Source organism: Phytopseudomonas daroniae, assembly GCF_004327285.1.
In the GTDB taxonomy this organism is placed as follows: domain Bacteria; phylum Pseudomonadota; class Gammaproteobacteria; order Pseudomonadales; family Pseudomonadaceae; genus Aquipseudomonas; species Aquipseudomonas daroniae.
Window position 1 is genome coordinate 1 of record NZ_QJUI01000039.1, and the last position, 22757, is coordinate 22757.

General features: G+C 64.1%; 22 protein-coding genes. 14 read left to right on the forward strand and 8 right to left on the reverse strand.

Translation table 11 applies throughout. The features are described from left to right. The first annotated feature begins 136 nt into the window (after nucleotides 1–136). The gene (locus DNK06_RS24375; RefSeq protein WP_131182549.1) at nucleotides 137–397 is read left to right on the forward strand and encodes a type B 50S ribosomal protein L31; all 261 of its coding nucleotides are present in this window, start codon (nucleotides 137–139) and stop codon (nucleotides 395–397) included. Continuing rightward, entirely contained in the window at nucleotides 394–549 is a 156-nt protein-coding gene (gene ykgO, locus DNK06_RS24380; protein ID WP_042552546.1) for a type B 50S ribosomal protein L36, read from the forward strand. The genes DNK06_RS24375 and ykgO overlap by 4 nt, the downstream gene beginning before the upstream one ends. Before the next feature lie 229 nt (nucleotides 550–778). On the opposite strand, the gene DNK06_RS24385 is transcribed toward ykgO, so the two are convergent. The 8 genes from DNK06_RS24385 to DNK06_RS24420 form a co-directional block, all read right to left on the reverse strand. Further along, on the reverse strand, nucleotides 779–1072 hold the full coding sequence (locus DNK06_RS24385) for a DUF971 domain-containing protein (RefSeq protein WP_131182550.1): 294 nt from the start codon (nucleotides 1070–1072) through the stop codon (nucleotides 779–781). Beyond that, complete coding sequence (locus DNK06_RS24390; RefSeq protein ID WP_131182551.1) at nucleotides 1069–2049, reverse strand: HEAT repeat domain-containing protein; 981 nt, start codon at nucleotides 2047–2049, stop codon at nucleotides 1069–1071. The genes DNK06_RS24385 and DNK06_RS24390 overlap by 4 nt, the downstream gene beginning before the upstream one ends. After that, nucleotides 2046–2900, reverse strand: a complete 855-nt coding sequence (locus tag DNK06_RS24395; protein ID WP_131182552.1) for an ABC transporter ATP-binding protein — start codon at nucleotides 2898–2900, stop codon at nucleotides 2046–2048. Before DNK06_RS24395 ends, DNK06_RS24390 begins: the two co-directional genes overlap by 4 nt. Next, on the reverse strand, nucleotides 2900–3682 hold the full coding sequence (locus DNK06_RS24400; protein ID WP_131182553.1) for an ABC transporter permease: 783 nt from the start codon (nucleotides 3680–3682) through the stop codon (nucleotides 2900–2902). The genes DNK06_RS24395 and DNK06_RS24400 overlap by 1 nt, the downstream gene beginning before the upstream one ends. Before the next feature lie 50 nt (nucleotides 3683–3732). Continuing rightward, the gene (locus DNK06_RS24405; protein ID WP_131182554.1) at nucleotides 3733–5151 is read right to left on the reverse strand and encodes an ABC transporter substrate-binding protein; all 1419 of its coding nucleotides are present in this window, start codon (nucleotides 5149–5151) and stop codon (nucleotides 3733–3735) included. Nucleotides 5152–5395: 244 nt separating this feature from the next. Further along, complete coding sequence (locus DNK06_RS24410; RefSeq protein ID WP_131182555.1) at nucleotides 5396–5641, reverse strand: 4Fe-4S dicluster domain-containing protein; 246 nt, start codon at nucleotides 5639–5641, stop codon at nucleotides 5396–5398. Nucleotides 5642–5708: 67 nt separating this feature from the next. Then, entirely contained in the window at nucleotides 5709–7439 is a 1731-nt protein-coding gene (locus DNK06_RS24415; RefSeq protein ID WP_131182556.1) for a fumarate reductase/succinate dehydrogenase flavoprotein subunit, read from the reverse strand. After that, nucleotides 7436–8185 carry a GntR family transcriptional regulator gene (locus DNK06_RS24420; protein ID WP_131182557.1) on the reverse strand — a complete coding sequence of 250 codons (750 nt, stop codon included), beginning with the start codon at nucleotides 8183–8185 and terminating at the stop codon, nucleotides 7436–7438. The genes DNK06_RS24415 and DNK06_RS24420 overlap by 4 nt, the downstream gene beginning before the upstream one ends. Before the next feature lie 391 nt (nucleotides 8186–8576). Between DNK06_RS24420 and DNK06_RS24425 the strand changes: the two genes are divergently transcribed. The 12 genes from DNK06_RS24425 (at nucleotide 8577) to DNK06_RS24475 (ending at nucleotide 22735) form a co-directional block, all read left to right on the forward strand. Next, nucleotides 8577–9470, forward strand: coding sequence for a LysR family transcriptional regulator (locus DNK06_RS24425; protein ID WP_131182558.1), 894 nt, complete (start codon nucleotides 8577–8579; stop codon nucleotides 9468–9470). A gap of 572 nt (nucleotides 9471–10042) precedes the next feature. After that, nucleotides 10043–11242, forward strand: a complete 1200-nt coding sequence (locus DNK06_RS24430; protein ID WP_131182559.1) for an acyl-CoA dehydrogenase family protein — start codon at nucleotides 10043–10045, stop codon at nucleotides 11240–11242. After that, nucleotides 11239–12189, forward strand: a complete 951-nt coding sequence (locus tag DNK06_RS24435) for a D-isomer specific 2-hydroxyacid dehydrogenase family protein (protein WP_131182560.1) — start codon at nucleotides 11239–11241, stop codon at nucleotides 12187–12189. The genes DNK06_RS24430 and DNK06_RS24435 overlap by 4 nt, the downstream gene beginning before the upstream one ends. Nucleotides 12190–12220: 31 nt before the next feature. Then, nucleotides 12221–13015, forward strand: coding sequence for a class II aldolase/adducin family protein (locus DNK06_RS24440; protein ID WP_131182561.1), 795 nt, complete (start codon nucleotides 12221–12223; stop codon nucleotides 13013–13015). A 30-nt stretch (nucleotides 13016–13045) separates the two neighbouring features. Beyond that, complete coding sequence (locus tag DNK06_RS24445; RefSeq protein WP_131182562.1) at nucleotides 13046–13876, forward strand: ABC transporter permease; 831 nt, start codon at nucleotides 13046–13048, stop codon at nucleotides 13874–13876. Nucleotides 13877–13879: 3 nt separating this feature from the next. Continuing rightward, entirely contained in the window at nucleotides 13880–14674 is a 795-nt protein-coding gene (locus tag DNK06_RS24450; RefSeq protein ID WP_131182563.1) for an ABC transporter ATP-binding protein, read from the forward strand. Nucleotides 14675–14690: 16 nt separating this feature from the next. After that, a complete protein-coding gene (locus DNK06_RS25175; protein ID WP_165493702.1) occupies nucleotides 14691–14837 on the forward strand; it encodes a hypothetical protein in 147 nt (48 codons plus the stop codon). A gap of 224 nt (nucleotides 14838–15061) precedes the next feature. Beyond that, nucleotides 15062–17515 (forward strand): TonB-dependent receptor plug domain-containing protein, encoded by a 2454-nt coding sequence (locus tag DNK06_RS24455; RefSeq protein ID WP_131182564.1) that lies wholly within the window; start codon nucleotides 15062–15064, stop codon nucleotides 17513–17515. A gap of 95 nt (nucleotides 17516–17610) precedes the next feature. Then, nucleotides 17611–19242, forward strand: coding sequence for an ABC transporter substrate-binding protein (locus DNK06_RS24460; protein WP_131182565.1), 1632 nt, complete (start codon nucleotides 17611–17613; stop codon nucleotides 19240–19242). Continuing rightward, complete coding sequence (locus DNK06_RS24465) at nucleotides 19239–20189, forward strand: ABC transporter permease (RefSeq protein WP_131182566.1); 951 nt, start codon at nucleotides 19239–19241, stop codon at nucleotides 20187–20189. Before DNK06_RS24460 ends, DNK06_RS24465 begins: the two co-directional genes overlap by 4 nt. Nucleotides 20190–20192: 3 nt before the next feature. Further along, entirely contained in the window at nucleotides 20193–21107 is a 915-nt protein-coding gene (locus DNK06_RS24470) for an ABC transporter permease (RefSeq protein WP_131182567.1), read from the forward strand. Next, nucleotides 21104–22735 (forward strand): dipeptide ABC transporter ATP-binding protein, encoded by a 1632-nt coding sequence (locus DNK06_RS24475; RefSeq protein WP_131182568.1) that lies wholly within the window; start codon nucleotides 21104–21106, stop codon nucleotides 22733–22735. The genes DNK06_RS24470 and DNK06_RS24475 overlap by 4 nt, the downstream gene beginning before the upstream one ends. The last annotated feature ends 22 nt before the right edge of the window (nucleotides 22736–22757 follow it).

Consider the following 22757-nt stretch of genomic DNA (forward strand, 5'->3'; position numbering starts at 1 on the left):
CTGGTGGATGAAAAGAGCGTCATCCACCCTACATCTGCTTGCGCCTTGTAGCAGGCACTGAAGATTCCGCTTGAAATGAGAAGCAAAATCAATAAACTGATAAGTGTTATTTTATAACATATTAATTGGAGTTCCCATGAAACCCGGCATCCATCCCGATTACCGCCCCGTGCTGTTCCACGACGTCTCGGCCGACGCCTACTGGCTGATCGGCTCCACGGTGAGCACCGACAAGACCCGCGAGCACAGCGATGGCAACACCTATCCCTATGTCGCACTGGATGTGTCCAGCGCCTCGCACCCGATCTACACCGGACAGCAACGCCAGACCAAGAGCGAGGGCCGAGTGGCAGGCTTCAACAAGCGCTTCGCCGGATTCGCAGGAGCCCGCTCATGAAAGTCGTCGCCTCGCTGAAACAGGCCAAGCTGCGCCATCGCGACTGCCAGATCGTCAAGCGCCGCGGGCGTATCTACGTGATCTGCAAGACCGAGCCGCGCTTCAAGTGCGTGCAGGGGCGGCCCAAACCGCAGCGCAAGAACAAGGGATAAATGGCTTGAATCACCAACCCCGGCGCGAAACGATCGCCTCGGGGGCGAGGCTCCTACATCGCGTGAAAATCCTCACCTACACTATCGAGGTGCCTGCGAGATCGGCGTCCGACGCCAAATCGTGTAGGAGCGTCGCCACCGGCGCGAAGCGATCGCTGCCGTCCAGCAGGATTAGTGTCGTAACAATCGGGCAATGCCAGGCACATACCCGCCCTGGAAAATAACCAACTCAACTCACCACGCCTCCCAACTCACGCAGGTAACTCCACGGATAGATGCCGCGGTCGTGGCCGTCATCGAATACCAGCTGCACACCATAGCCCTGAGCGTGAATCGCGGTAATCCGCACTCCGTCAGGTGCCACGTCGATACGCTGTGCCAGGCGTGCCGCCCTGCATTTCGAGCACGGACACCCGGCACGCAAGCGCTCATGACTGAGCACCTGCACCTGCCCTTCCCCCCAGTCGACGGTCAGTCTCGATTGCGTGGCGCTGTTGCGTAACGCGACGGGCGCCTGGTTCATCGATTGAGCAAACGCAACTGGCCGATGGCGATGCGCACCGCCTTGCGCACTTCCGGGTCGGCATCGTGCTCGACGGCCTGCAGCGCTGGCAGTGCCTGTGCGTCGCCCAACTCCCCAAGGGCCAGCGCGGACTCCTTGCGCAGGTTGCTGATAGCGTGCCCCAACAGTTCCACCAGGGCGTCGCGCGCCGCGGCGAATCGCAGGCGGCCGAGCGAGCGCACGGCACGCAGTCGCACCTGCCAGTAGCTGTCGCTCAGCGCCTCGAGCAGCGCAGGGCCGGCACCCGCCTGGCCAACCTTGCCAAGCGTGGTTGCCGCCTCCTCGCGCACCTGCCATTCACGATCCTTCAGGGCCGTCTGCAAAGCCGGCAGCACGCTGCTATCGCTGGCCAGACCCAGGGCGCCAGTTGCGGCGCGGCGTACTTCGGTATCGGCATCGTCGCTGGCCAGGCGCGCCAGTTGCGGCAAGGCATCGGTCTGCTTCAACCAACCGAGGATGCCCACCGCTTCACGACGCACGAACGCGTCGCTGTCCTGCAGGGCGGCGATGGCCGTAGGTACGCTGTCGATCAGGCGCAACTCGCGCAGAGCACGCAAGACACTGGCACGTACGAACGCATCGGCATGCTCGGCCCAGGGCAGCACCACACGGCCGGCGTCGGCCGTCTTCAGCTCGCTGAGGCTCTGCGCTGCCGCGCCACGCACACGGGCGTCAGCGTCGGTCAGCGCGGCGCACAGGCCGCTCACCACCTCGGGCTCTTCCCAGGCCTCCAGCAGGCGCGCCGCTTCGGCGCGCACATCCGCGGATGAATCCCGGGTCAGGGCGTGAGTCAGCCAGGGCAAGGCTTCTGGTTCTTCCAGATCGGCCAGTTCGATCAGGGCGATACGCCGCACGCCGGCGTCCTCATCCTCCAGACGTGGTAGCAGGTCGAGAATGTCGGGGTTATCGGTGCTCATATCGGTGTTCGGGTCGGTCATAGGGCAACTCGCAATGGCGGATGATCGGTGGGCAGCCCGAGCGGCGTCAGACGTGGCAGCTCGCGGCCTTCTTCATGGCGCAGCAGCTCCAGGCAGTGACGCTTGAGCTGCACGAACTCCGGGGTGGTCAACAGGCCCGCATGCCGTGGACGGCGGAAATCCAGGCGCAGGTCTTCGATGAAACGTCCCGGTCGCGGGCTCATCACCAGGATGCGGTCGGCGAGGAACAGGGCTTCGTCGATGTCATGAGTGACGAACACCACGGTGGTGCGCACCCGCCCCCAGATATCCAGCAGCAGCTCCTGCATCTTGCTGCGCGTTTGCGCATCCAGGGCGCCGAAGGGCTCGTCCATCAGCAGCAGACGCGGGCGGTTGATCAGCACCCGGGCGATTTCCGCACGCTGCTGCATGCCACCGGACAGTTGATTGGGCCAACGGGCGGCGAAGTCCTGCAAGCCGACCAGGCTGAGAAACTCGCGGGCCTGGTGGTGCCGCTGCGCCTTGCCGATGCCCTGCATCTTCAGGCCGAAGGCGACGTTGTCGAGCACGCTGCGCCAGGGCAACAGGGTGTGATGCTGGAACACCATGCCGCGCTGCGGCGACGGCCCCTCCACCGCCTGGCCATCGACCTGCAAGGTGCCGGCGCTGGGCGTCAGGTGCCCGGCCAGGGCGCCAAGCAGGGTCGACTTGCCACAACCGGACGGGCCGAGAATGCACACGAACTCGCCAGCGGCGATGGAGAAATCCAGCGACTGCACGGCTTCGAACGCCTGGGCGCCCTCGCCCAGGCTGATGGTCAGTTTCTCTATATCGATGCGCCCGGCCGACAGGCCCGTTTCATGGATAGTCATCAGCGACGCCCTCCCGTGCGATACCAGGGGGTCAGCAGGCTGCCGAGTCGCTTGACCAACAGGCTGCTGCCCATACCGAGCACGCCGATCAACAGCATGCCGACGATGATGTCCGGGTAGTTCTGGATGGTGTAGGACTCCCAGGTGTAGTAGCCGATGCCGAACTGCCCGGAGATCATCTCGGCGGTGACCAGGCAGAACCAGGACGTCCCCATGCCGATCGCCAGGCCGGTGACGATGCTTGGCGCCGCGCCCGGCAGGATCACCTCGCGGAGGATCGCCAGGCGCCCGGCACCAAGGCTGCGGGCGGAAGCGATCAACCGTGCGTCGACGCCCTCCACGCCGTGCACGGTATTGAGCAATACCGGAAACAGCGCACCGGTGAAGGTGATGAAGATCATCGACAGTTCCGACGAGGGAAACATCAGGATCGCCAGGGGAATCCAGGCCACGGCGGGAATCGGCCGTAGCACTTCCAGCGGTGGCAGCAGGCTGTCTTCGGCCCAGCGCGAACGGCCGATGGCGATGCCCAGAGTGATACCCAGCACGGCAGCGATCAGGTAGCCGGTGAATACCCGGCCCAGGCTGGCGCCGACATGATCCCAGAGTCTGCTGGATTCGATCAGCGCGATGGCGGCGTCAACCACCGACGCTGGCGTGGGCACATAGATGAAGGTGAGCAGGCCCAGATCCAGGCGCGAGCGGGTCGCCACCTGCCAGAACAGCAGGCAGAGCGCCAACGAAGCCAGGCGCAACGGCCAACGGTGTAAAGAAGTCATCATCAGGCTCCAGTGAGGCGCTGCGCCACGCGAGGCATGGCGCAGCGGGCCGATCAGCGTGCCGCCACCAGGCTCTGGTTGGCGCTACCGAAGTCCAGGGCTTCACCGCCGTGGGCCTTGGCATAGGCCTCGGCCTGACCCTTGAGCAGGAAGGCGCTCAACTCGCCCTTGCCATTGCGTACGAACCAGGCCTGGTTGGCCAGCAGCTTGATGCCACTGTCGCTGGCCTGGGCGTAGATGGCGCGGATGTCCTTGCCCTCCTCTTCGAGTTGCGCCAGCGCCTTGAACGCCGCTTCCGGGGATGCGTAGTGGCGCACCTTGTCCTCGCCACGCACCCAGATCTGCGCCAGGCGCTTGAAGTCGCTGATCGGCTTGCCGGTCACCGCATCGTTGGCCTTGAGCGGCAGTTGCGCGTAGTCGGCCAGGGCCTTGGCATAGTCACGCCCCTCGGCCTTGAAGGCGGCCTTGATGTACCGGTCGTCGACGAACTGCTCGACGTTCAGGCCGCGGTCGGTCTTTTTCAGCAGCTTGAGGGTGTCGATGGAGGTGGCGACGGCCTGGCGGTACTCGGGCTTCCAGGTCAGGTCGCGGGTCTGCAAACCAAGTGGGCCATGGAACAGGTAGTTCACCTCGGCCTCGATGCCGGTGACCTTCTCGATCAGCTCGCTGTACTTCTCCGGTTCGGCAGCGATCAGGCGATCCGCTTCCAGGCCGGCACGCAGATAGGCGGTGACGATCTCCGGATACTGCTTGGCATAGGCCGCATCCACCAACGCACCATGGAAGGTTGGCGCGTCGGCCTGGGAGCCATCGTAGATCTTGCGGGCGAAGCCACGGTTGGGGAACAGCTCGGCGAAGGGCACGAAGTCGGCGTGGGCCTCGATGCGGTTGCTGCGCAGCGCCGAACCGGCGATTTCCGGCGCCTGGGCGATGATGCGTACATCCTTCTGTGGATCCCAGCCCTGGGCGGCGACGGCGCGCAGCAACATGCCGTGGGCGGTGGACGCGAACGGCACGGAAATGGTCTTGCCCTTCAGTTCGGCCAACGACTGCACGCTGGAGGACGCCGGCACCACGATGCCGTTGCCGCTGCCCTTGGTGCTACCGGACAGGACGCTGATGAACAGGCTCTGCTTGCCGGCGTCACGGAAGGCCACGCCGTTGAAAGAACCCGGGAAGTCGGCCATGGCACCGAAGTCGAGCTTGCCGGCGACCATTTCGTTGGTCAGTGGCGCGCCGCTGGTGAAATTCTTCCACTCGATCTCGTACTTGGCATCCTGGTACTTGCCGTCGCGCGGCAGGTACTTGTCAAGCAGGCCGAGCTCGCGGATCAGTAACCCTCCGGTGGCGCAGTTGATGGTGGTGTCCTGGGTGCCGATGGCGATACGGATCGTTCCGGCGGGCAGCTCGGCTTGCGCCGAAGCGGCGCCGATGGCCAGCGCGAGGCCGACCAGAGTGGTACGCAAGTGCATGGGTGTCTCCCCTCGAATCAATGGTATTGGAATCGTCTCCGCCAGCGGGTCGGTGGTGGGAAACGAGGGGTGTGGTATCAGGCGTCCGGTGGTTGGCCGGATGGCGTGTCGCTTTTCTAGCTGTTGTGACTAACGCGTAGCGAATGGCTAAGGCTGTACATTCCGTAGGAGCCCGCTTGCGGGCGATGCTTTCCCGCTAATCGCCCGCAAGCGGGCTCCTACAGAAAGTCAAATCGCGTTTCGTTCAACGCAGCAGATAGGGAATCTCGACGCGCACCGCACCGGTCGGGCAGTCCTTCTCGCAGGGCATGCAGTACCAGCACTCGTCGAAGGCCATATAGGCCTTCTGTGTCGCCGGGTTGATCGCCAGCAAGTCCATCGGGCAGACGTCGACACACACGGTGCAGCCCTTGTGGGCGATGCACTTGTCTTCGTCGATGGTCACGGGCGCATTGCTGCGGAACAGGATTTCCTGGGGCTGGAAGGCCATATCACGGTGTCCTCGGAGCCTGTGGCTCTCGTTATTTGCACGCTGTTCTGTGTTGCTTTGGCTGTGTTCAGGCTGCTTCGGTTTTCACCCGCAGCCGGTTGTAGGCCTGCTGCTCTTCGTCATCCAGAGCGATCAGGTAAGGCTCGACCGGCTTCTTGAAGCTGACCATCCGGCCGTGCTCGTCCTTTTTCAGGTGACAGTGCACGAACCATTCGGCGTCGTTGCGCTGCGGGTGGTCGACGCGGTGGTGGTACAGGCCCCAACGGCTTTCCTTGCGAAACAGCGAGGCGCGCGCGGCCATTTCCGCGCAGTCGCGGATCACGCTGACTTCCATGGCGCGCATCAGCTCGTGAGCATTGTTGGCCTTCAGCTCGGTCAGATCCGCCCCGATGGAGACGAAGCGTTGCAGGCCGATTTCCATCTTCCTGGTGACCTTGGGCGGCTGCAGGTAATCGTTGACGAAGCGGCGCAGCTTGTACTCGACCTGTGCGGGCGGCAGGCCGTGCTCGCGATGCAGCGGCGCATAGACCCGCGCCCGCTCTGCGTCGATCTGCGCCTGATCCAGGTCGCTGTACTCACGTTCGGCCACATAATCGGCGGCGTTGTTTCCCGCGAACCAGCCGTAGGTGAAAGCGCCGAGCATGTAGTTGTGCGGCACCGCGGCCATGTCACCGGCCGAGTACAGGCCCTTGACCGAGGTCTCGGCCTTCTCGTTGACCCACACGCCCGAGGCGCTGTGGCCGCTGCAGAAGCCGATCTCGGAGATATGCATCTCGACCATGCTGGAGCGGTAGTCGGTGCCACGCCCGGCATGGAACTGGCCGCGGCTGGGGCGCTCGTTGCTGTGCAGGATTTCCTCGATGTTCTGAATGGTTTCCTCGGCCAGGTGATCGAGCTTGAGAAACACCGGGCCGTTGCCGCCTTCGAGCTCCTGATGGAACTCCCACATCATCTGGCCGCTCCAGTAATCGCACTCGATGAAGCGCTCGCCCTTGTTGTTGGCGGTGTAGCCGCCCAGCGGGCCGGTCACGTAGGCGCAGGCCGGGCCGTTGTAATCCTTGATCAGCGGGTTGATCTGGAAGCACTCCAGATTGGCCAGCTCGGCACCGGCGTGATAGGCCATGGCATAGCCGTCGCCGGCATTGGTCGGGTTCTCGTAGGTACCCATCAGGTAGCCGGAAGCCGGCAGGCCGAGGCGCCCGGCCGCGCCGCAGCAGAGGATCACCGCCTTGGCCTTGATCACATGAAAATCGGCGGTGCGGCAGTCGAAGCCCATAAGGCCGTTGACCGCTCCGCCGGCACCGGTCAGCAGGCGGGTCGCCACCAGGCGATTGGTGATTTCCACCCGGGCACGCTTGAGCTGGCGATACAGCACCTTCTTGATGTCGTGCCCCTCGGGCATCGGCAGCACGTAGGCGCCCATGTGATGCACCTTCTTCACCGCGTAGTCGCCGGTTTCGTCCTTCTCGAACTTCACGCCCCAGCGGTCGAGCTGCTCGATGGTCTCGAAACTGTGGGTGGCATAGGCATAGACCGCGGCCTGGTTGACGATGCCGTCATTGGCCACGGTGATTTCCTTGGTGTACTGCTCGGGCGTGGCGTGGCCGGGCACGATGGCGTTGTTGAGGCCGTCCATGCCCATGCTGATCGCCCCGCTACGCTTGACGTTGGCCTTGTCGACCAGCAGCACGCGCAGCGCCTTGTTACGCTCCTTGGCCTTGATCGCGGCCATGGGGCCGGCGGTGCCGCCGCCGATGACGACGATGTCGTATTCCTGTTCCAGGGTATTGATGCTCATGACTGCGCGCCCTTCTGTCGGTCGATGCGCAGGCGATACTGAAAGGCATCGCCACGGTAATAGAGGTGTTCGAAATCCAGCGGTGTGCCGTCGGCGGTGTGGGTCAGGCGCTCGATGCGCATGATCGGCGAGCCCTCCTCCACATCCAGCGCCTGGGTCAGGTCGCTGTCGGCCAGCACCGCGTCGATGGCCAGATCGGCATGACCGAGGGCGATGCCACAGTCGTTCTCCAGGATCAGGAAGATGTCGCGCGTCACCAGATCGGCCTTCTCCAGCTTCTCGCCCACGGCGTGGGGCAACCAGGTGATCTCCAGGGAAATCGGCTCGCGGTTGATCAGGCGCACCCGGCGGATTTCCGTGACGGTGCTGCCCTCCGCCACCTGCAGGCGCTCGGCAACCAGCGCCGAGGCTGGTACGTGTCGAAGACTGCGCAGCTTGTTGAGCACCTCGTAGCCCATCTGCTTCATCGACTCGCCCAGCCCTTGCAGGGTGCTGACGTTCTGGAAGGCTTTCGGCTTGGCCACGAAAGTGCCCTTGCCATGAATCTTGAAGATCAGCCCTTCCTTCTGCAGATCACCCAAGGCCTGACGCACGGTGATGCGGCTGACGCCATAGGTCTGGCCCAGTTCGTTTTCCGAAGGCATGCGGCTATGCGGCGCATAGGTGCCATCGAGAATGCGCGAGCGCAGCAGCTCCTTGAGCTGGCTGTACAGGGGAACGGGCGAAAGCGGTATGAGCTGAGACATGTGCGTCCTTTTTGATCAACTTGTCATAACAAGTAGTGACGAGAAAATATCGAATAAGGTCAGTGTCTGGAAATATTGATATCGAATAAGCATATGGCTGGAAATCAGCAGGTCTTGTCGACAGCCCCGATCGAATCAGGTGTGGTGCAATCCTGCCCTGCTCCTGACCATCGGCAGTAACCGATCCACGGTGCGTGGCAGATTGCACACGCCTGGGATGTCCAGGAAAAAAAGCGCCTATTTCAATCCTTTCACTTCGAGCTCGGTCTCAGCTACGACGTGCAACAGGCACGTTCCAGCCCCTAATCAAGCGAAATCATGTGACCCATCCTTGAAAAGCCGATTATTCTATCGAGGCATTTTTCCTGCCCTTAATATGTGAGTGCCGAAGATGAAGATCGATGACATGGATGCATTCGTCGCGGTCATCCGCTGTCAATCGACCAAGCTGGCTGCCGATGCCCTGCAACTGACCCAACCGGCGATCACCCGCCGCGTGCAGAATTTCGAAGAAGACCTGGGCGCCAATCTGCTCGACCGCAATACCAAACCGCTCAAGCCGACGCCCATGGGCCTGCGCGTTTACGACCAGTGCAAGGCGATCCTGCGTGAGATCGACTCGCTGCGCGAGCTGGTCGCCAGCGACGGCTCCCCCAGTGGCTCGCTGCGTCTGGGCGTACCGCAGACCATCAGCGACGTGGTGCTGCTCGATGCCCTGCAGCAGATTCGCGAGACCTTCCCGGAGCTGAAGACCCAGGTTTTCAATGGCTGGGGCAGCAGCCTGATCGCACGCATGGAAAATGGCGAGCTGGATGCCGCTGCCGTGCTGTTCCCTGCCGGCAAGATCTTCCCCGAGGGCATCGCCAGCCGCTCGATCGGCCGTATGCCGCTGCAAGTGGTCGCCGCCAAGGGTGCGATGCGCAAGCGCAGTTGCAAGCTCAAGGATTGCTACCAGCATGGCTGGGTGCTCAACCCGGACGGTTGTGGCTTCCGTGCCGGCCTGCAGCGCGCGCTGTCGGAACAGGGCCTGTCCTTGCAGATCAACCTGGAAACCTTCGGTACCGAGCTGCAACTGGGCCTGGTCGCCAGCGGTATGGGTTTTGGCCTGGTGCCAGCGCCTCTGCTCGAACGCAGCGGCCACCGCGAGCAACTGGACGTGATCAGCGTCGGCGACTTCAAGCCGATGATCGACCTCTGGCTGCTCCATCCGCAGTACCTCGGCAACCTGCAGGACGCCGTGAACCTGTTCAGCGACGTTGCCGCAGAGCGCTTGCGGTCGGCGTAGAGCCTGTTCACGATTTAGAGAGGCAACTTCATCGGCGCCAACGGTAGCCATCACGTAGGGTGGATGATGCTGTTCTCATCCACCATTGCGACTTCGGAGCGGTGGACGGATCGGTCCACCCTTGGTTCTGCACGGCGCCACTGCGATAAGGCCGCGCGCGTGTAGGAGCCCCGCCCCGGGCGAATGGTGCGGGGTCGCTAGTGCGGTGAGGCCGCCATCGATTCGCGCCGGGGCGGCGCTCCTACAAGTGGGCCCTCTGACTCCGAACGGCCCTGGCAGGTCTGGGGTCAGGACGGTATCTACGATAGGCCGCAATCTGCGGCCGAGCATGGCGATACAGGTATTCGCCAGCCCAGGCATTTTCGCTCGCCCCACGGCCACCTCATAAAATTCCATAAACGCATAACAATAAAATTGTTAATTCAGAAAAGCTGATAATTAGCTTAGAACCAAAAAGACTTTTACAGCGTAAAGCTATAAGAATACGGTCTCACCCAGGCCACCTCATCACCCTGGGGCGCTCAGAAATCAAACAGGCATTGCCTGCCATCTGCGCCAGTGATGAGAGACCCATGACGCATTCCGCCGATACCCTCGCGTTCCCTTCCCATCGCCAATTCCCGGAGCGCGACGAAGCCCGCTTCGCCCGGTTGCTCGACGAAATCACCGCGACCCTGGCCGCCAGTGCCGCGCGCTTCGATCGCAGCGGTGAATTTCCCGCCGAGAACTTCGCGCTGTTGCAGCGCCATGGCCTGCTGGGATTGACGGTACCGAAAACACTGGGCGGCGGCGGGGCCGATCTGCCTACGGCGCGTCGGGTAATCAGTGCGGTGGCCAAGGGCGAGCCGTCCACGGCACTGATTCTGGTAATGCAGTACCTGCAGCACTTTCGCCTGCAGCAGAACCTCAACTGGCCAGAGCATCTACGTCGCCAGGTCGGTATCGATGCCGTGCAGAACGGTGCCCTGATCAACGCCTTTCGCGTCGAGCCCGAACTCGGCACTCCGGCACGTGGCGGCCTGCCGGCGACCATCGCCAGGCGCACGCCCGAAGGGTGGCGCCTGAGCGGCCGCAAGATATACTCGACCGGCAGTCATGGGTTGACCTGGTACGTGGTATGGGCACGCAGTGACGATGCCGATCCGCTGGTCGGCGGTTATCTGGTGCACCGCGATACCCCAGGTATTCGTATCGTCGAGGACTGGGACCACCTGGGCATGCGCGCCACCTGCAGCCATGAGGTGCAGTTCGACGACGTACTGATTCCCCTCGACCACGCCGTCAGCGTCAGCCCGTGGAGTGCGCCGAAAGCGGAACTGGATGGCGAAGGCATGCTGTGGATGTCGGTGCTGCTGCCGGCGATCTACGATGGTGTGGCCCAGGCAGCACGCGATTGGCTGGTGAGTTTCCTCGAGCAGCGCACGCCGTCCAATCTCGGCGCGCCGCTATCCAGCCTGCAACGCTTTCAGGAAATCGTCGGGCGCATCGACACCCTGCTGTTCGCCAACCGCACCCTGCTCGACTCGGCCGCCGCTGGCCAGGTCGATGCGCAGCATGCCGGGCAGATCAAGCAACTGGTGAGCAGCAACGCCATCCGCGCCGTGGAGCTCGCCATCGAGGCCTCCGGCAACCCCGGCCTGTCACGCAAGAATCCGCTGGAGCGGCATTTCCGCGACGTGCTGTGCAGCCGCATCCACACCCCGCAGGACGACGTCGCGCTGAGCGCCGTCGGCCGTGCCGCCTTTGTCCAGGCCAGGGAGGCCGCACTATGAGCAACCTGATTGCCAGTCAACTCGACGCCGAGGCCAATGCCTATCTGCGCGAGCGCCTGCCGGATCTGCGTATCGTCGAGATTCCGTTCGGCCCGGAAGGACTCAGCCAGATTCCCGTTGACGCCAGCACCCTGATCGTGCGTCCCATCAATGTGCGCGGCGTGGATCTCAAGGAGCCGCTGGCCGGCTGGCCCTGGTCGTTGCAATGGGTGCAGCTGGCCTCCTCCGGCATCGATTTCTACCCGAACTGGCTGTTCGATGTTCCTCGGGTCAGCAGCGCCAAGGGCGCCAACGCCAACCATGTTGCCGAGTTCGCCCTGGCGGCGATCTTCAGTGCGGCCAAGCAGTTGCCGGATATCTGGGTGAAGGATGACGACTGGCACTTCACCTACCTGCAGCCGGTCAAGGGCGCCACTCTGGGCATTCTCGGCCTCGGTTCCATCGGCCAGAGCCTTGCCGGCAAGGCCCTGGCACTGGGCATGCGCGTGGTGGCGCTGGGTCGGCCCGGTCACGCTATAGCCGATATTCCCGGCGTCGAGGAAGCCCGCGATATCCATCATCTGTTTGCCGAGTCCGACCACCTGGTCGTGGTCGCTCCGCTGACCGCCGACACCCGCCATCTGCTCGACCGCGACGTACTGGGTAGCGCCAAGCCTGGCCTGCACCTGATCAACCTGGCCCGTGGTGGCCTGCTCGATCAGAACGCGCTGCTGGAGGCGCTGGACAATGGAGCCATCGGCCGCGCCACCCTGGACGTGACCGATCCGGAACCGCTACCCAAGGGACATTCGTTGTATCAGCACCCGCGGGTACGCATCTCGCCCCACACCAGCGCGCTGTCCACCGACGGCAAGCGCAAGTTCGTCGACGATTTCGTCGCCAATTTCCAGCGTTTCCAGGCTGACACGCCCCTGGAAAACCTCGTCGATATCCAACGTGGTTACTGAACAGATAGCCCAACCAGGCCAGGAGATTCCCATGAGTTCGCTCGCTACCCTGCACACCACAGCCTCCGTCCAACAGCGCGTCAGCCCCGAAGAATGGGAAGTGCGCGTAAAACTGGCCGCTGCCTATCAGTTGGCTGCGTTGTTTCGCTGGACGGATCACATCTACACGCACTTTTCCGCCCGCGTGCCGGGGCCGGACGAACACTTCCTGATCAACGCCTTTGGCCTGCTGTTCGACGAAATCACCGCGTCGAATCTGGTGAAAGTCGACGTCGATGGCACCATCATCGACGACCCGTTGAACCTGGGCATCAACCAGGCGGGCTATGTCATCCATAGCGCCATCCATCGTGCCCGCCCGGATCTCAAGGCCGTACTGCACACCCACACCCGTGATGGCGCGGCGGTTTCCGCCCAGCGCGGAGGCCTGTTGCCGCTGTCCCAGCACGCTCTGGGGTTCTATAGCCGGGTGAAATACCACGAATACGAAGGTGTGGCGCTGGATCTGGACGAACAGGAACGCCTGGTCGCCGATCTCGGCGACGGCAACATCTTCATCCTGCGCAATCACGGCCTGCTCACTGGCGGTGTCAGCGTCGAGCACGCCTTCCGCGAGCTGCATGGTCTGGAGCGCGCCTGCAACATCCAGATCGCCGCCCAGGCCGGTGGCAATGCCGATCTGCTGCATGCGCCGCAAGCCGCCATCGAGAAGGTGCGCGAGCAATCGGCACGTTTCGCCGACGGCCATGGCCCGGGCATCCAGCGCCACTGGGATGCCCTGATTCGCCAGTTGGAACGCGCCGCAGGCCAAGGCTACAAGCACTGACCGCATCGCCAAGCCGCCCAGGGAATCGCCATGACACACGCCACGACCTCATCCATCACTGCCAGCCAGCCAGCACGGCAGCTACCCAAAAAGAAGTGGACGACGCCGGACTTCATTCTGCGTCTGCTCAGCCCGCTGGCCATTCTGCTGATCTGGGAAATCGCCTCCCGCGCCGGGCTGATCCCAAGCCGAGTGATCGCCGCACCGAGCGAGATCAGCGGCACGCTCTGGGAGTTGACGCGCAGCGGTGAGCTGCTGCGTCATCTGCTGGTATCGCTGCAGCGTGCGGTGACCGGCCTCGGTATCGGCGTCGTCATTGGCGTGGTCGCGGCGCTGATCACCGGCCTGTCCAGGCGCGGCGAGGTCATCCTCGATTCGCCCATGCAGATGCTGCGCACCATTCCGTCCCTGGCGCTGGTACCGCTGTTCATCCTCTGGTTCGGCATCGGCGAGTTCACCAAGGTGGCGCTGATCGTCATGGGCACCACCTTTCCGATCTACCTCAACCTGTTCGCCGGCATCCGCAACATCGACCCGAAACTGGTGGAGGCCGCCAACACCCTGGGGCTGAACCGCCGCGAACTGATCTGGCACGTGATCCTGCCGGGCGCCCTGCCCTCGTTCTTCGTCGGCCTGCGTTATTCCCTGGGCATTTCCTGGCTGGCCCTGGTCTTCGTCGAACAGATCAACACCACCGCCGGTATCGGCTACCTGGCCAGCGACGCCCGTGACTTCATGCGCACCGACGTGATCGTCATCTGCCTGCTGATCTACAGCCTGCTGGGTCTGCTGATCGACGGCCTGATCCGTACCCTGGAACGCCTGGCCCTGGCCTGGCGCCCTTCGTTCATAAGGACTTGAAGCATGAATGCGCACAGCAAGATCGACTACCCGCCGGCCGTCAGCCTGCGCGGAGTGGTGCGCCAGTTCGGCGACAACCGGGTGATCGATGAACTGAATCTGGATATCGCCCCCGGCGAATTCGTCGCCCTGCTCGGTGCCAGCGGCTCGGGCAAGACCACCCTGCTGCGCTCCCTGGCCGGCCTCGACCCCATCGACGGCGGCGAGCTGATCGCTCCACAAGCCCGCGCCGCGGTATTTCAGGAGCCACGGTTGATGCCCTGGAAACGCGCCTGGAAGAACGTCACCCTTGGCCTGCGCGTGAGCAACCCCAAAGAGCGTGCCATCCAGGCGCTCACCGAAGTAGGCCTGGCTCATCGCCTGGAAGCCTTTCCCGCCACGCTGTCCGGCGGTGAATCCCAGCGTGTGGCCCTGGCCCGCAGCCTGGTGCGCGAGCCCAAACTGCTATTGCTCGACGAACCCTTCGCGGCCCTCGACGCGCTGACCCGTATCCGCATGCACCGCCTGATCATCGACCTGTGGAAGAAGCACACGCCAGCGGTGTTGCTGGTCACCCATGACGTCGACGAAGCCATCCTGCTCGCCGACCGCATCATCGTGCTGCAGGACGGACGCATTGCCGAAGAGTTGCGTGTCGACCTGGGCCGTCCGCGCGACAACGGCCAGGTCGGCTTCAACGCCATCCGTACCCGCCTGCTCGAGCTGCTCGGTGTGGAGAAGGACGACCCGGACAGCATCGGCCGCGACCACAACCCCTTTCTCGCGTCGGGCTACCCGCTCAGCGCCATCGCCATTTGAAGCAGGAAGCCCTGTCATGAAATCACGCCTCTCGCTTCTCGTTTACCGCCTGGCAGCGCGCTTTGCTTACCAGAGCAGCGCCGCCATGCTCGTCGGCTGGCCAGGTCTACCGCCGGCAGCGCAGATCATCGACGCCTGCACGGATATGCGCAGCGCCGACTGATTTCTAACTGGGCAGCTCCCAGACAGATCCAGCAAAGACTCGAGCGATCCACCACCGCCTATCGCTCCCCCACCGCGACGAGCAACGCGCCTGCCATGCAGGGCGCGTCAGGAGTCGTGCGCCCTGCGCACAGTCGGTGGAATCCGTTTCAGGGCTGCGCAACGCGACCGGCCACGCCGTCGCCAGAGCGCCGCCCCCACTTTTTCAGATAGGGATATGGCACCATGGAAAAACCCGCTTCGACCGCACGGCTGCGCCACCTCGGCAATGCACCGGCCCGCGCCGGCCTGACCTTCTCGGCGCTGTCGCTGGCCTGCCTGCTGGCCCCGACCGTACAGGCGCAGAGCACTGAAACGCGCCTGGAGACCGTACAGGTCATTTCCACCGGCTTGCGCGGCACCCAGCGCACGGTTGCCGACAGCCCGGCACCGATCGACGTCATCAACAGCGATCAACTGCTCAAGACCGGGCGTGCCGAGCTGTCCGAAGCCATTTCCAAACTGTTGCCGTCGTTCAACTTCGGCACCAACGTCGCCGGCTACAACTCGGTCAACCGCCCGCTCAGCAACCGCAGCCTGGCACCGGTCTACACCCTGGTGCTGGTCAACGGCAAACGCCGCCACAACGGCGCCACCGCCGCCCGCGGTTCGATCGACAACAGCGGCGCGAATGCCGTGGACATCGACCTGATCCCGATCAGCGCGGTCTCCCATATCGAAGTCCTCAAGGATAGCGCCGCGGCGCAATACGGCTCGGATGCCGTGGCCGGCGTGGTCAATATCATCCTCAAGTCCGACTCCTCCGGCGGCCATGTGGAGAGCAGCTACGGCAAGCTCTACTCGGGCCAGGGCGAGACCATCAAATTCGCCGGCAACCAGGGTTTCGCGCTGGGCGACGGCGGCTTCTTCCATGCCTCGGCGGATGCCCGCAAACGCGGTACCGCGCAATGGAACGACAAGGCCGACCGCAGCATCCGCGCCTATGCCGACGATGCCCGGGAAGCCGCCTGGGATCGCGTCGCCATCAAGAACGGCGACCCGGACATCGCCGCCTTCAACCTGGCCTACAACGCCGAACTGCCGCTCGGCGACGACTTCAAACTCTACTCCTACGCCACCTACGGCGAACGCGACGCCGAAGCCTACAACTACTACCGCTTCCCCAACGGCAGCGCCTCGGTGCCGGAGGTGTTTCCCGACGGTTACTACCCGATCAACAACATCAAGGACACCGACTACCAGGCACTGGTCGGTGGCAAAGGCGTGCTCGCCGGCTGGGACTGGGATCTGTCCACCACCTACGGACGCAACAACAGCCACCACTCCAGCGACCTCAACATCAACCCGTCGCTGGGTACCGACTCGCCGACCAAATTCGATGACCTGGCGACCTTCCGCTTCGAGCAGTGGGTGAACAATGCCGACATCACCCGCAACTACGAAAACCTCTTCAATCTCAGCGTGCCGACCCAGGTTTCCCTCGGCCTGGAACATCGCTGGGAGCGCTACAGCACCTTCGCCGGCGACGAAGCGGCCTACGTCACCGGCAGCTACAACGCCGCCTCCGGCGCCCAGGCCGCGGTGACCATCCGCCCGGAGAACGAGGTCGACCTGATCCGCAACAACGTCGCCGGCTACCTCGACCTCGGCTTCGACCCCAGCGAGCGCTGGTACATCGGCGTGGCCGCCCGCGTCGAGCACTACGACGACGATTCCGGCAACACCTTCGGCTTCAAGCTCAACTCGCGCTATGAACTGACCGACACCCTGGCCCTGCGCGGCACCGTCGGCAGTGGCTTCCGCGCGCCGTCGCTGACGCAGATCGCCTACAACGTCTACGACAACCGCGTGACCACCGACATCAACGGCAACGTGGTGCCCGCCGTGACCTACCTGACGCCCTCGGGCAGCGCCCTGGCCAAGGCCCTGGGCGGCGACGACCTGGAGCCGGAAAAGTCGCGCAACCTGGGCCTGGGGCTGGCCTGGAAACCCGCGCCACGCACCAACCTGACCGTCGACGCCTACCTGATCGACATCGACGACCGCATCTCCCTGACCTCGAACATCTACGACCAGGGCAACGGCGTCATCGACGCCATCCTGGTCGATGCCGGCCAGGCCGCGGGCAGCTACGTCAACTTCTACACCAACGCCTTCGACACCCGTACCCGCGGCCTGGACGTCGTCGCCGACCACACCAGCCCCTTCGGCGCCTGGGGCGACGTGCGCTGGAGCGCGGCGTTCAACTACAACAAGACCACCATCGAGGACGTGAAGGGCTCGCCGCAGTTGCTGGCCGATGCCGGCATCCCCCTGGTCGGGCGCGACCGCGAAGGCGACCTGACCGTGGCCTCGCCGCGCACCAAGTGGATCCTCGGCGCCAACTGGACACTCGACAACCTCGCGGTGAACCTGCAGACCACCCGCTACGGCTCGGTGCAGACCCTGGCGGTGAACAGTGCCGGCGACCGCAGCTTCGGCGCCAAATGGATCACCGATCTGGACATCGGTTACACCTTCTTCGAGCGCCTGACCATCAGCCTCGGCGGCACCAACATCTTCAACGTGCGCCCGGACAAGAACGCCATCTACAACGCCAATGGCCTGGCCCGCTACGGCAACCCGCCGTTCAGCCCGGCCGGCGGCTTCTGGTACAGCAAACTCGCCTACGACTTTTAACCGGCCGGCGGCAGCGCCCAACCGCTGCCGCCGCTCGAGGTACCGACCATGAATTCGAACCACCGCCAGACCCCGATCAAACCGAGGACGACGAGATGAAAAAAACGCGCCTTGCCACTCGCCTGCTGGCCTCCTGCGCCCTGGCCCTCAGCCTCGCCGGCTGCTCGCCCTCGGCTGAAAACACCGACGCCAGCAAAACGCTGAACATTGTCTTCTTCGGCGATAACACCACCCTGGTCAGCGTCGATCCCTTCCAGGTCTACTGGCTGGAGCACCGCGTACTGCTACGCAACGTCGTCGAGTCACTCACCGACCAGGATCCCGACAGCGGCGAGATCATTCCCTGGCTGGCAAAAAGCTGGGAAGTCAGCGACGACGCCCTGAGCTACACCTTCCAGTTGCGCGAGGACGTCACCTTCAGCAATGGCGAGCGCTTCGATGCCCGTGCGGTGAAGACCGCCTTCGACAGCAACAAGGCCTTCGCCGGCGAACTGCCCGCGACCTTCGGCGCTACCTACCTGGCCGGTTTCGACCACGCCGAAGTGGTCGATGACTTCACCATCAGGCTGGTGCTGTCACGCCCCAACGCCGGCTTCCTGCAGGCCACCTCCACCACCAACCTGGCAATCCTCGCGCCCGAGTCCTACACGCTCAGCGCTCAGGAGCGCTCGCTCGGCAGGATCATCGGCAGCGGCCCCTTCGTGCTCGATCACTACACACCGGAAGTCGGCGCGAAACTGGTCAAACGCCCGGGCTACGCCTGGCCATCGGCGAATGTCACGAACCAGGGCGACGCCCATCTGGATGCAGTGGAAATCAGCTACATTCCGGAAGAAAGCGTACGCAACGGCCTGTTCCTGCAAGGCCAGGCGGACATTCTCTGGCCGCGCAACCCGTTCTCGGAAGTGGATCTGAAGCTGTTGCAGTCCAGGGGCGCGGCCATCCAGAGCCGCGCTCTGCCGGGGCCGGCGTTGAACCTTTATCCCAATACTCGCGGTGAACGCGTGCTGGGCGACAAGCGCATCCGCCTGGCACTGCAGAAGGCCATCGATCGCAAGACCTACGCCAGCACCGTGTACAACGCCGAGTTCCCGGTGGTGAAAGGCATCTACGATGTCACCACACCGTACTTCAAGGATCAGAGCGGCAAGCTGGCATATGACCCTGCGGGCGCCGAACGCCTGCTCGACGAGGCCGGCTGGAACAAGGGCGCCGATGGCTACCGGCAGAAGGACGGCAAGCGCCTGAGCCTGAGCTATAACATCCAGGGCGCGGAAACCGCCGGCGACGTGCTGGTGCAGGATCAACTGCGCAAGATCGGCATCGAGCTCAAGCTCGCCGTGGTCACCCGCGCCGAGTGGGTCACCGCCAATGCCCAGGGCAACTACGATCTGACCTCCAGCTACATGACCCGCGCCGATCCGATCATCCTGCAGACCATCCTCGATCCGCGTACCGCCAACAGTTCGACCCTGGCCACCAACCTGTACGAGCCACAGACGCTGGAAACCGCCCAGGCCCTGTTCGATGCCGGCATCACCGCCACCGAGTCCGCGCAGCGCGCCCAGGCCTATGGCGACCTGCAAGATCTGCTGGTCGACGAAGGCTCGGCCTTGCCGATCTACGAACGTGTCTGGCAGGCCGCTACTTCGGCCCGGGTGAAGAACTTCCAGTGGACGGCCGAAGGCTTCGCCCTGCTCAACGATATCGAGATCAGTGAACCATGAGCCGCTATCTGATCGGCCGGGTCGGCCAGGCACTGCTGGTACTCTGGGGTGCCTACAGCATCACCTACTTCATTCTCTACCTGCTGCCGGGTGACACCCTGTCGATCATGCTCAGTGCCTCGGGCCTGGAGGTCGATGCGCTGTCCGCGCAAGACCTGGCCAAGGCCAAGGCCTACTATGGCCTGGACAAGGGCATCTTCGAGCAGTATTTCAGCCTGCTCTGGGGTGCCATCCAGGGCGACTTCGGCCAGTCACTGTCGCTCAACCGACCGGTCAGCGAGCTGTTGCTGCAGCGCCTGCCGCAGACCCTGTCCCTGGCCGGCCTGGCCATCGTGCTGTCGATGATCGGCGGCATCGGCCTGGCCTACCTGACCGCCTATACCCAGTGGCGGCCATTGAAGGTGGCGCTGGCCCGGCTGCCATCGCTGGGGTTCTCGATACCGGTGTTCTGGATGGGCCTGCTGCTGATCCAGGTGTTCGCCTTCAGCCTCGGCTGGTTTCCGGCCACCGGCAACCGTGGCTTCGACAGCCTGATCCTGCCGGCAGTGACGCTGGCGATCCCCAGCGCGGCGGTCTACGCCCAGGTGCTGCAACGAGGCTTCCAGGGCGTGTGGCAGGAGCCCTATATCGCCACCGCATATGCCAAGGGCCTGAGCCGCGCCCAGGTACAGGCGCGTCATGCGTTCAAGAACGCGGCCCTGCCGATCCTCACCCTGATCGGCCTGCAGGTGGGCAATACGGTATCCGGGGCGGTGCTGGTGGAAACCATCTTCGCCCGCAACGGCGTCGGCCGCCTCGCTCAGGAAGCGGTGCTGCGCCAGGACATTCCCGTGGTACTGGCGATCGTTGCGGTATCGGCCGCCGCCTTCGTGCTGGTCAACCTGATCGTCGATCTGCTCTACCCCTACCTCGACCCGCGAATCACTCACACGCCAAAGGTGTCGTAGATCATGGCCACCGATACCCCCCTTCTGCCAGCCGAAAAGCCTCTGGGGCACTCATCCGCCGCGGCTCCTCTGCCCTGGCGCCGACGCAGCCGCCTGCAACGGGCCAGAGCAGCGCTACGCCCATTGCTGCGCCGCCCGGGCTTCAGCCTGGCAGTGTTGATCGTGCTGTTCGCTCTGGCGTCAGCGCTGGTACCGCAATGGCTGACCAGCTTCGACCCCTATGCCACCTCACCGACGGACAAGCTCACCGCGCCCAACCTGATCCACTGGTTCGGCACCGACGAGCTCGGCCGCGACCTCTATACCCGCGTGGTCTACGGCTCCAGCCTGTCGGTACAGGCCGCTCTGCTGGCGGTGGGCATCGCCCTGATCGGCGGACTCGGCCTCGGCGTGCTGTCCGGCTTCGCAGGCGGACGTATCGATGCGCTGATCATGCGTTTCATCGACGTGCTGCTAGCTCTTCCTGGCCTGCTGCTGGCGCTGGCCATCGTCACCGCCATCGGTTTCGGCACCATTCCGGTGGCCATTGCCGTAGGTGTCGGCATCATTCCCGGCTTCGCCCGCACCACCCGCGCCGAAGTGCTGCGGGTCAAGACCCTGCCCTATGTCGAGGCCGCACGCCTGGGCGGCGCCAGCTGGGGCCGCACCCTGCTGCGGCATATCCTGCCCAACGCCTGGGGGCCGGTGGCAGTGCTCGCCACCCTGGATTTCGGCGCCGCCATCCTGGCCACCGCCGGCCTGTCCTTCCTCGGTTTCGGCGCGGCGCCGCCGGCCGCGGAATGGGGCACGCTGATCGCCAATGGCCGCCACTTCCTGATCACCGCACCCTGGGTGTCGCTGCTGCCCGGGCTTTTTGTCGTCGCGGTGGTGTTCAGCCTCAACCATATCGCCCGCACCTTCGAGGAGAATCAGCGATGAGCAACCCTCTGATCGACGTCCGTAACCTGCGCGTCAGCTACCGCTCCGCCGGGCAGACCACCGAGGCGGTGAAGAACCTGTCGTTCTCCGTGGCCCAGGGTGAAACGGTGGCCATCGTCGGTGAGTCCGGCTCGGGCAAATCGACCCTGGCCAACGCCATACTCGGCCTACTGCCCGAGAGCGCGGCGATCACCCATGGCGAACTGCACGTCGATGGCGTCGACCTGAGCCACGCCAGCGAACGGCAGAAGCGCGGCCTGCGTGGCCGCACCATCGGCCTGGTACCCCAGGATCCGATGGTCAGCCTCAACCCGACCCTGCGCATTGGCAGACAAATCGCCGAAGCGCTGATTCTCGCTCATGGCCGTCGCTATCCGGGCGTGGACGTCGACGTGGTCGAGCTGCTGGAACAGGTCGGCATCGACAAGCCGGTACTGCGCGCCCGCCAGTACCCTCACGAGCTCTCCGGTGGCATGCGCCAGCGCGTACTGATCGCCATCGCCCTGGCCGGCAACCCGCGACTGATCATCGCCGACGAGCCGACCAGCGCCCTCGACGTCACCGTGCAACGCAAGATCCTCGACCACTTGCAACGCCTGGTCGCCGAGCGCGGTATTTCCCTGCTGATCATCACCCACGACCTGGGCGTGGCCACGGATCGCGCTGATCGCATCCTGGTGATGAAACAGGGCGAATTGGTCGAGCAAGGCCCGCCAAAGCAGATACTCAATACGCCGCAGCACGACTACACCCGCGCATTGATCGCCGCAGCACCGGCATTCGCCAATCGTCGCAAGGCGCGCCCGGCATCAGCGAACAGCACGGCTGTCGAACCGATACTGCGCCTGCAAAACGTCGGCAAGACCTTCGCCCTGCCGCGGGTCAAGGGCGAAGACAACAGCTTCGTCGCCCTTGAAAATCTGAGCCTCGCCGTCTACCCCGGCCAGACCCTGGCCATCGTCGGCGAATCCGGATCGGGCAAGAGCACCGCCTTGCGCATCGCCCTTGGCCTGGAGAAGCCCAGCAAAGGCCGCGTGCTGTTCGAACAGCAGGACATCACCGACCTCAGCTGGCGCGCCTTCCGCCCATTGCGCCAGCGCATGCAACTGGTGCAGCAGAACCCCTTCGCCGCCCTCGACCCACGCTTCACCCTCTTCGACAGCATCGTCGAGCCGCTGGTGTCTTTCGGCCTGCTCAAGGGGCCAGCACTGGAGCAGGCCGCGCGCGAGCTGATCACCCGCGTGCACCTGCCGGTCAGTTACCTGGATCGCCTGCCCCGTGAGCTCTCCGGCGGTCAACGCCAGCGCGTCGCCATCGCCCGCGCCCTGGCGCTGAAACCCGACCTGCTGCTGCTCGACGAACCGGTCTCGGCACTGGACGTCTCGGTGCAGGCGCAGATCCTCGACCTGCTCCTTGATCTGCAGCGCGAGCTGGGAATCGCCTACGTACTGGTCTCCCACGACCTGTCCGTGGTGGCCAACGTCGCCGATCAGGTGCTGGTGCTGCGCCACGGCCAGGTCATCGAACAGGGCTCGGTGGAACAGGTATTCGAAACCCCCAGCAGCGCTTACACCCGGGAACTGATCGCCGCCATTCCGGGCCGTCAGCCAATCGCCCGCGTGGCGTAAGCACAAGCTAGAAGCGAGGCAA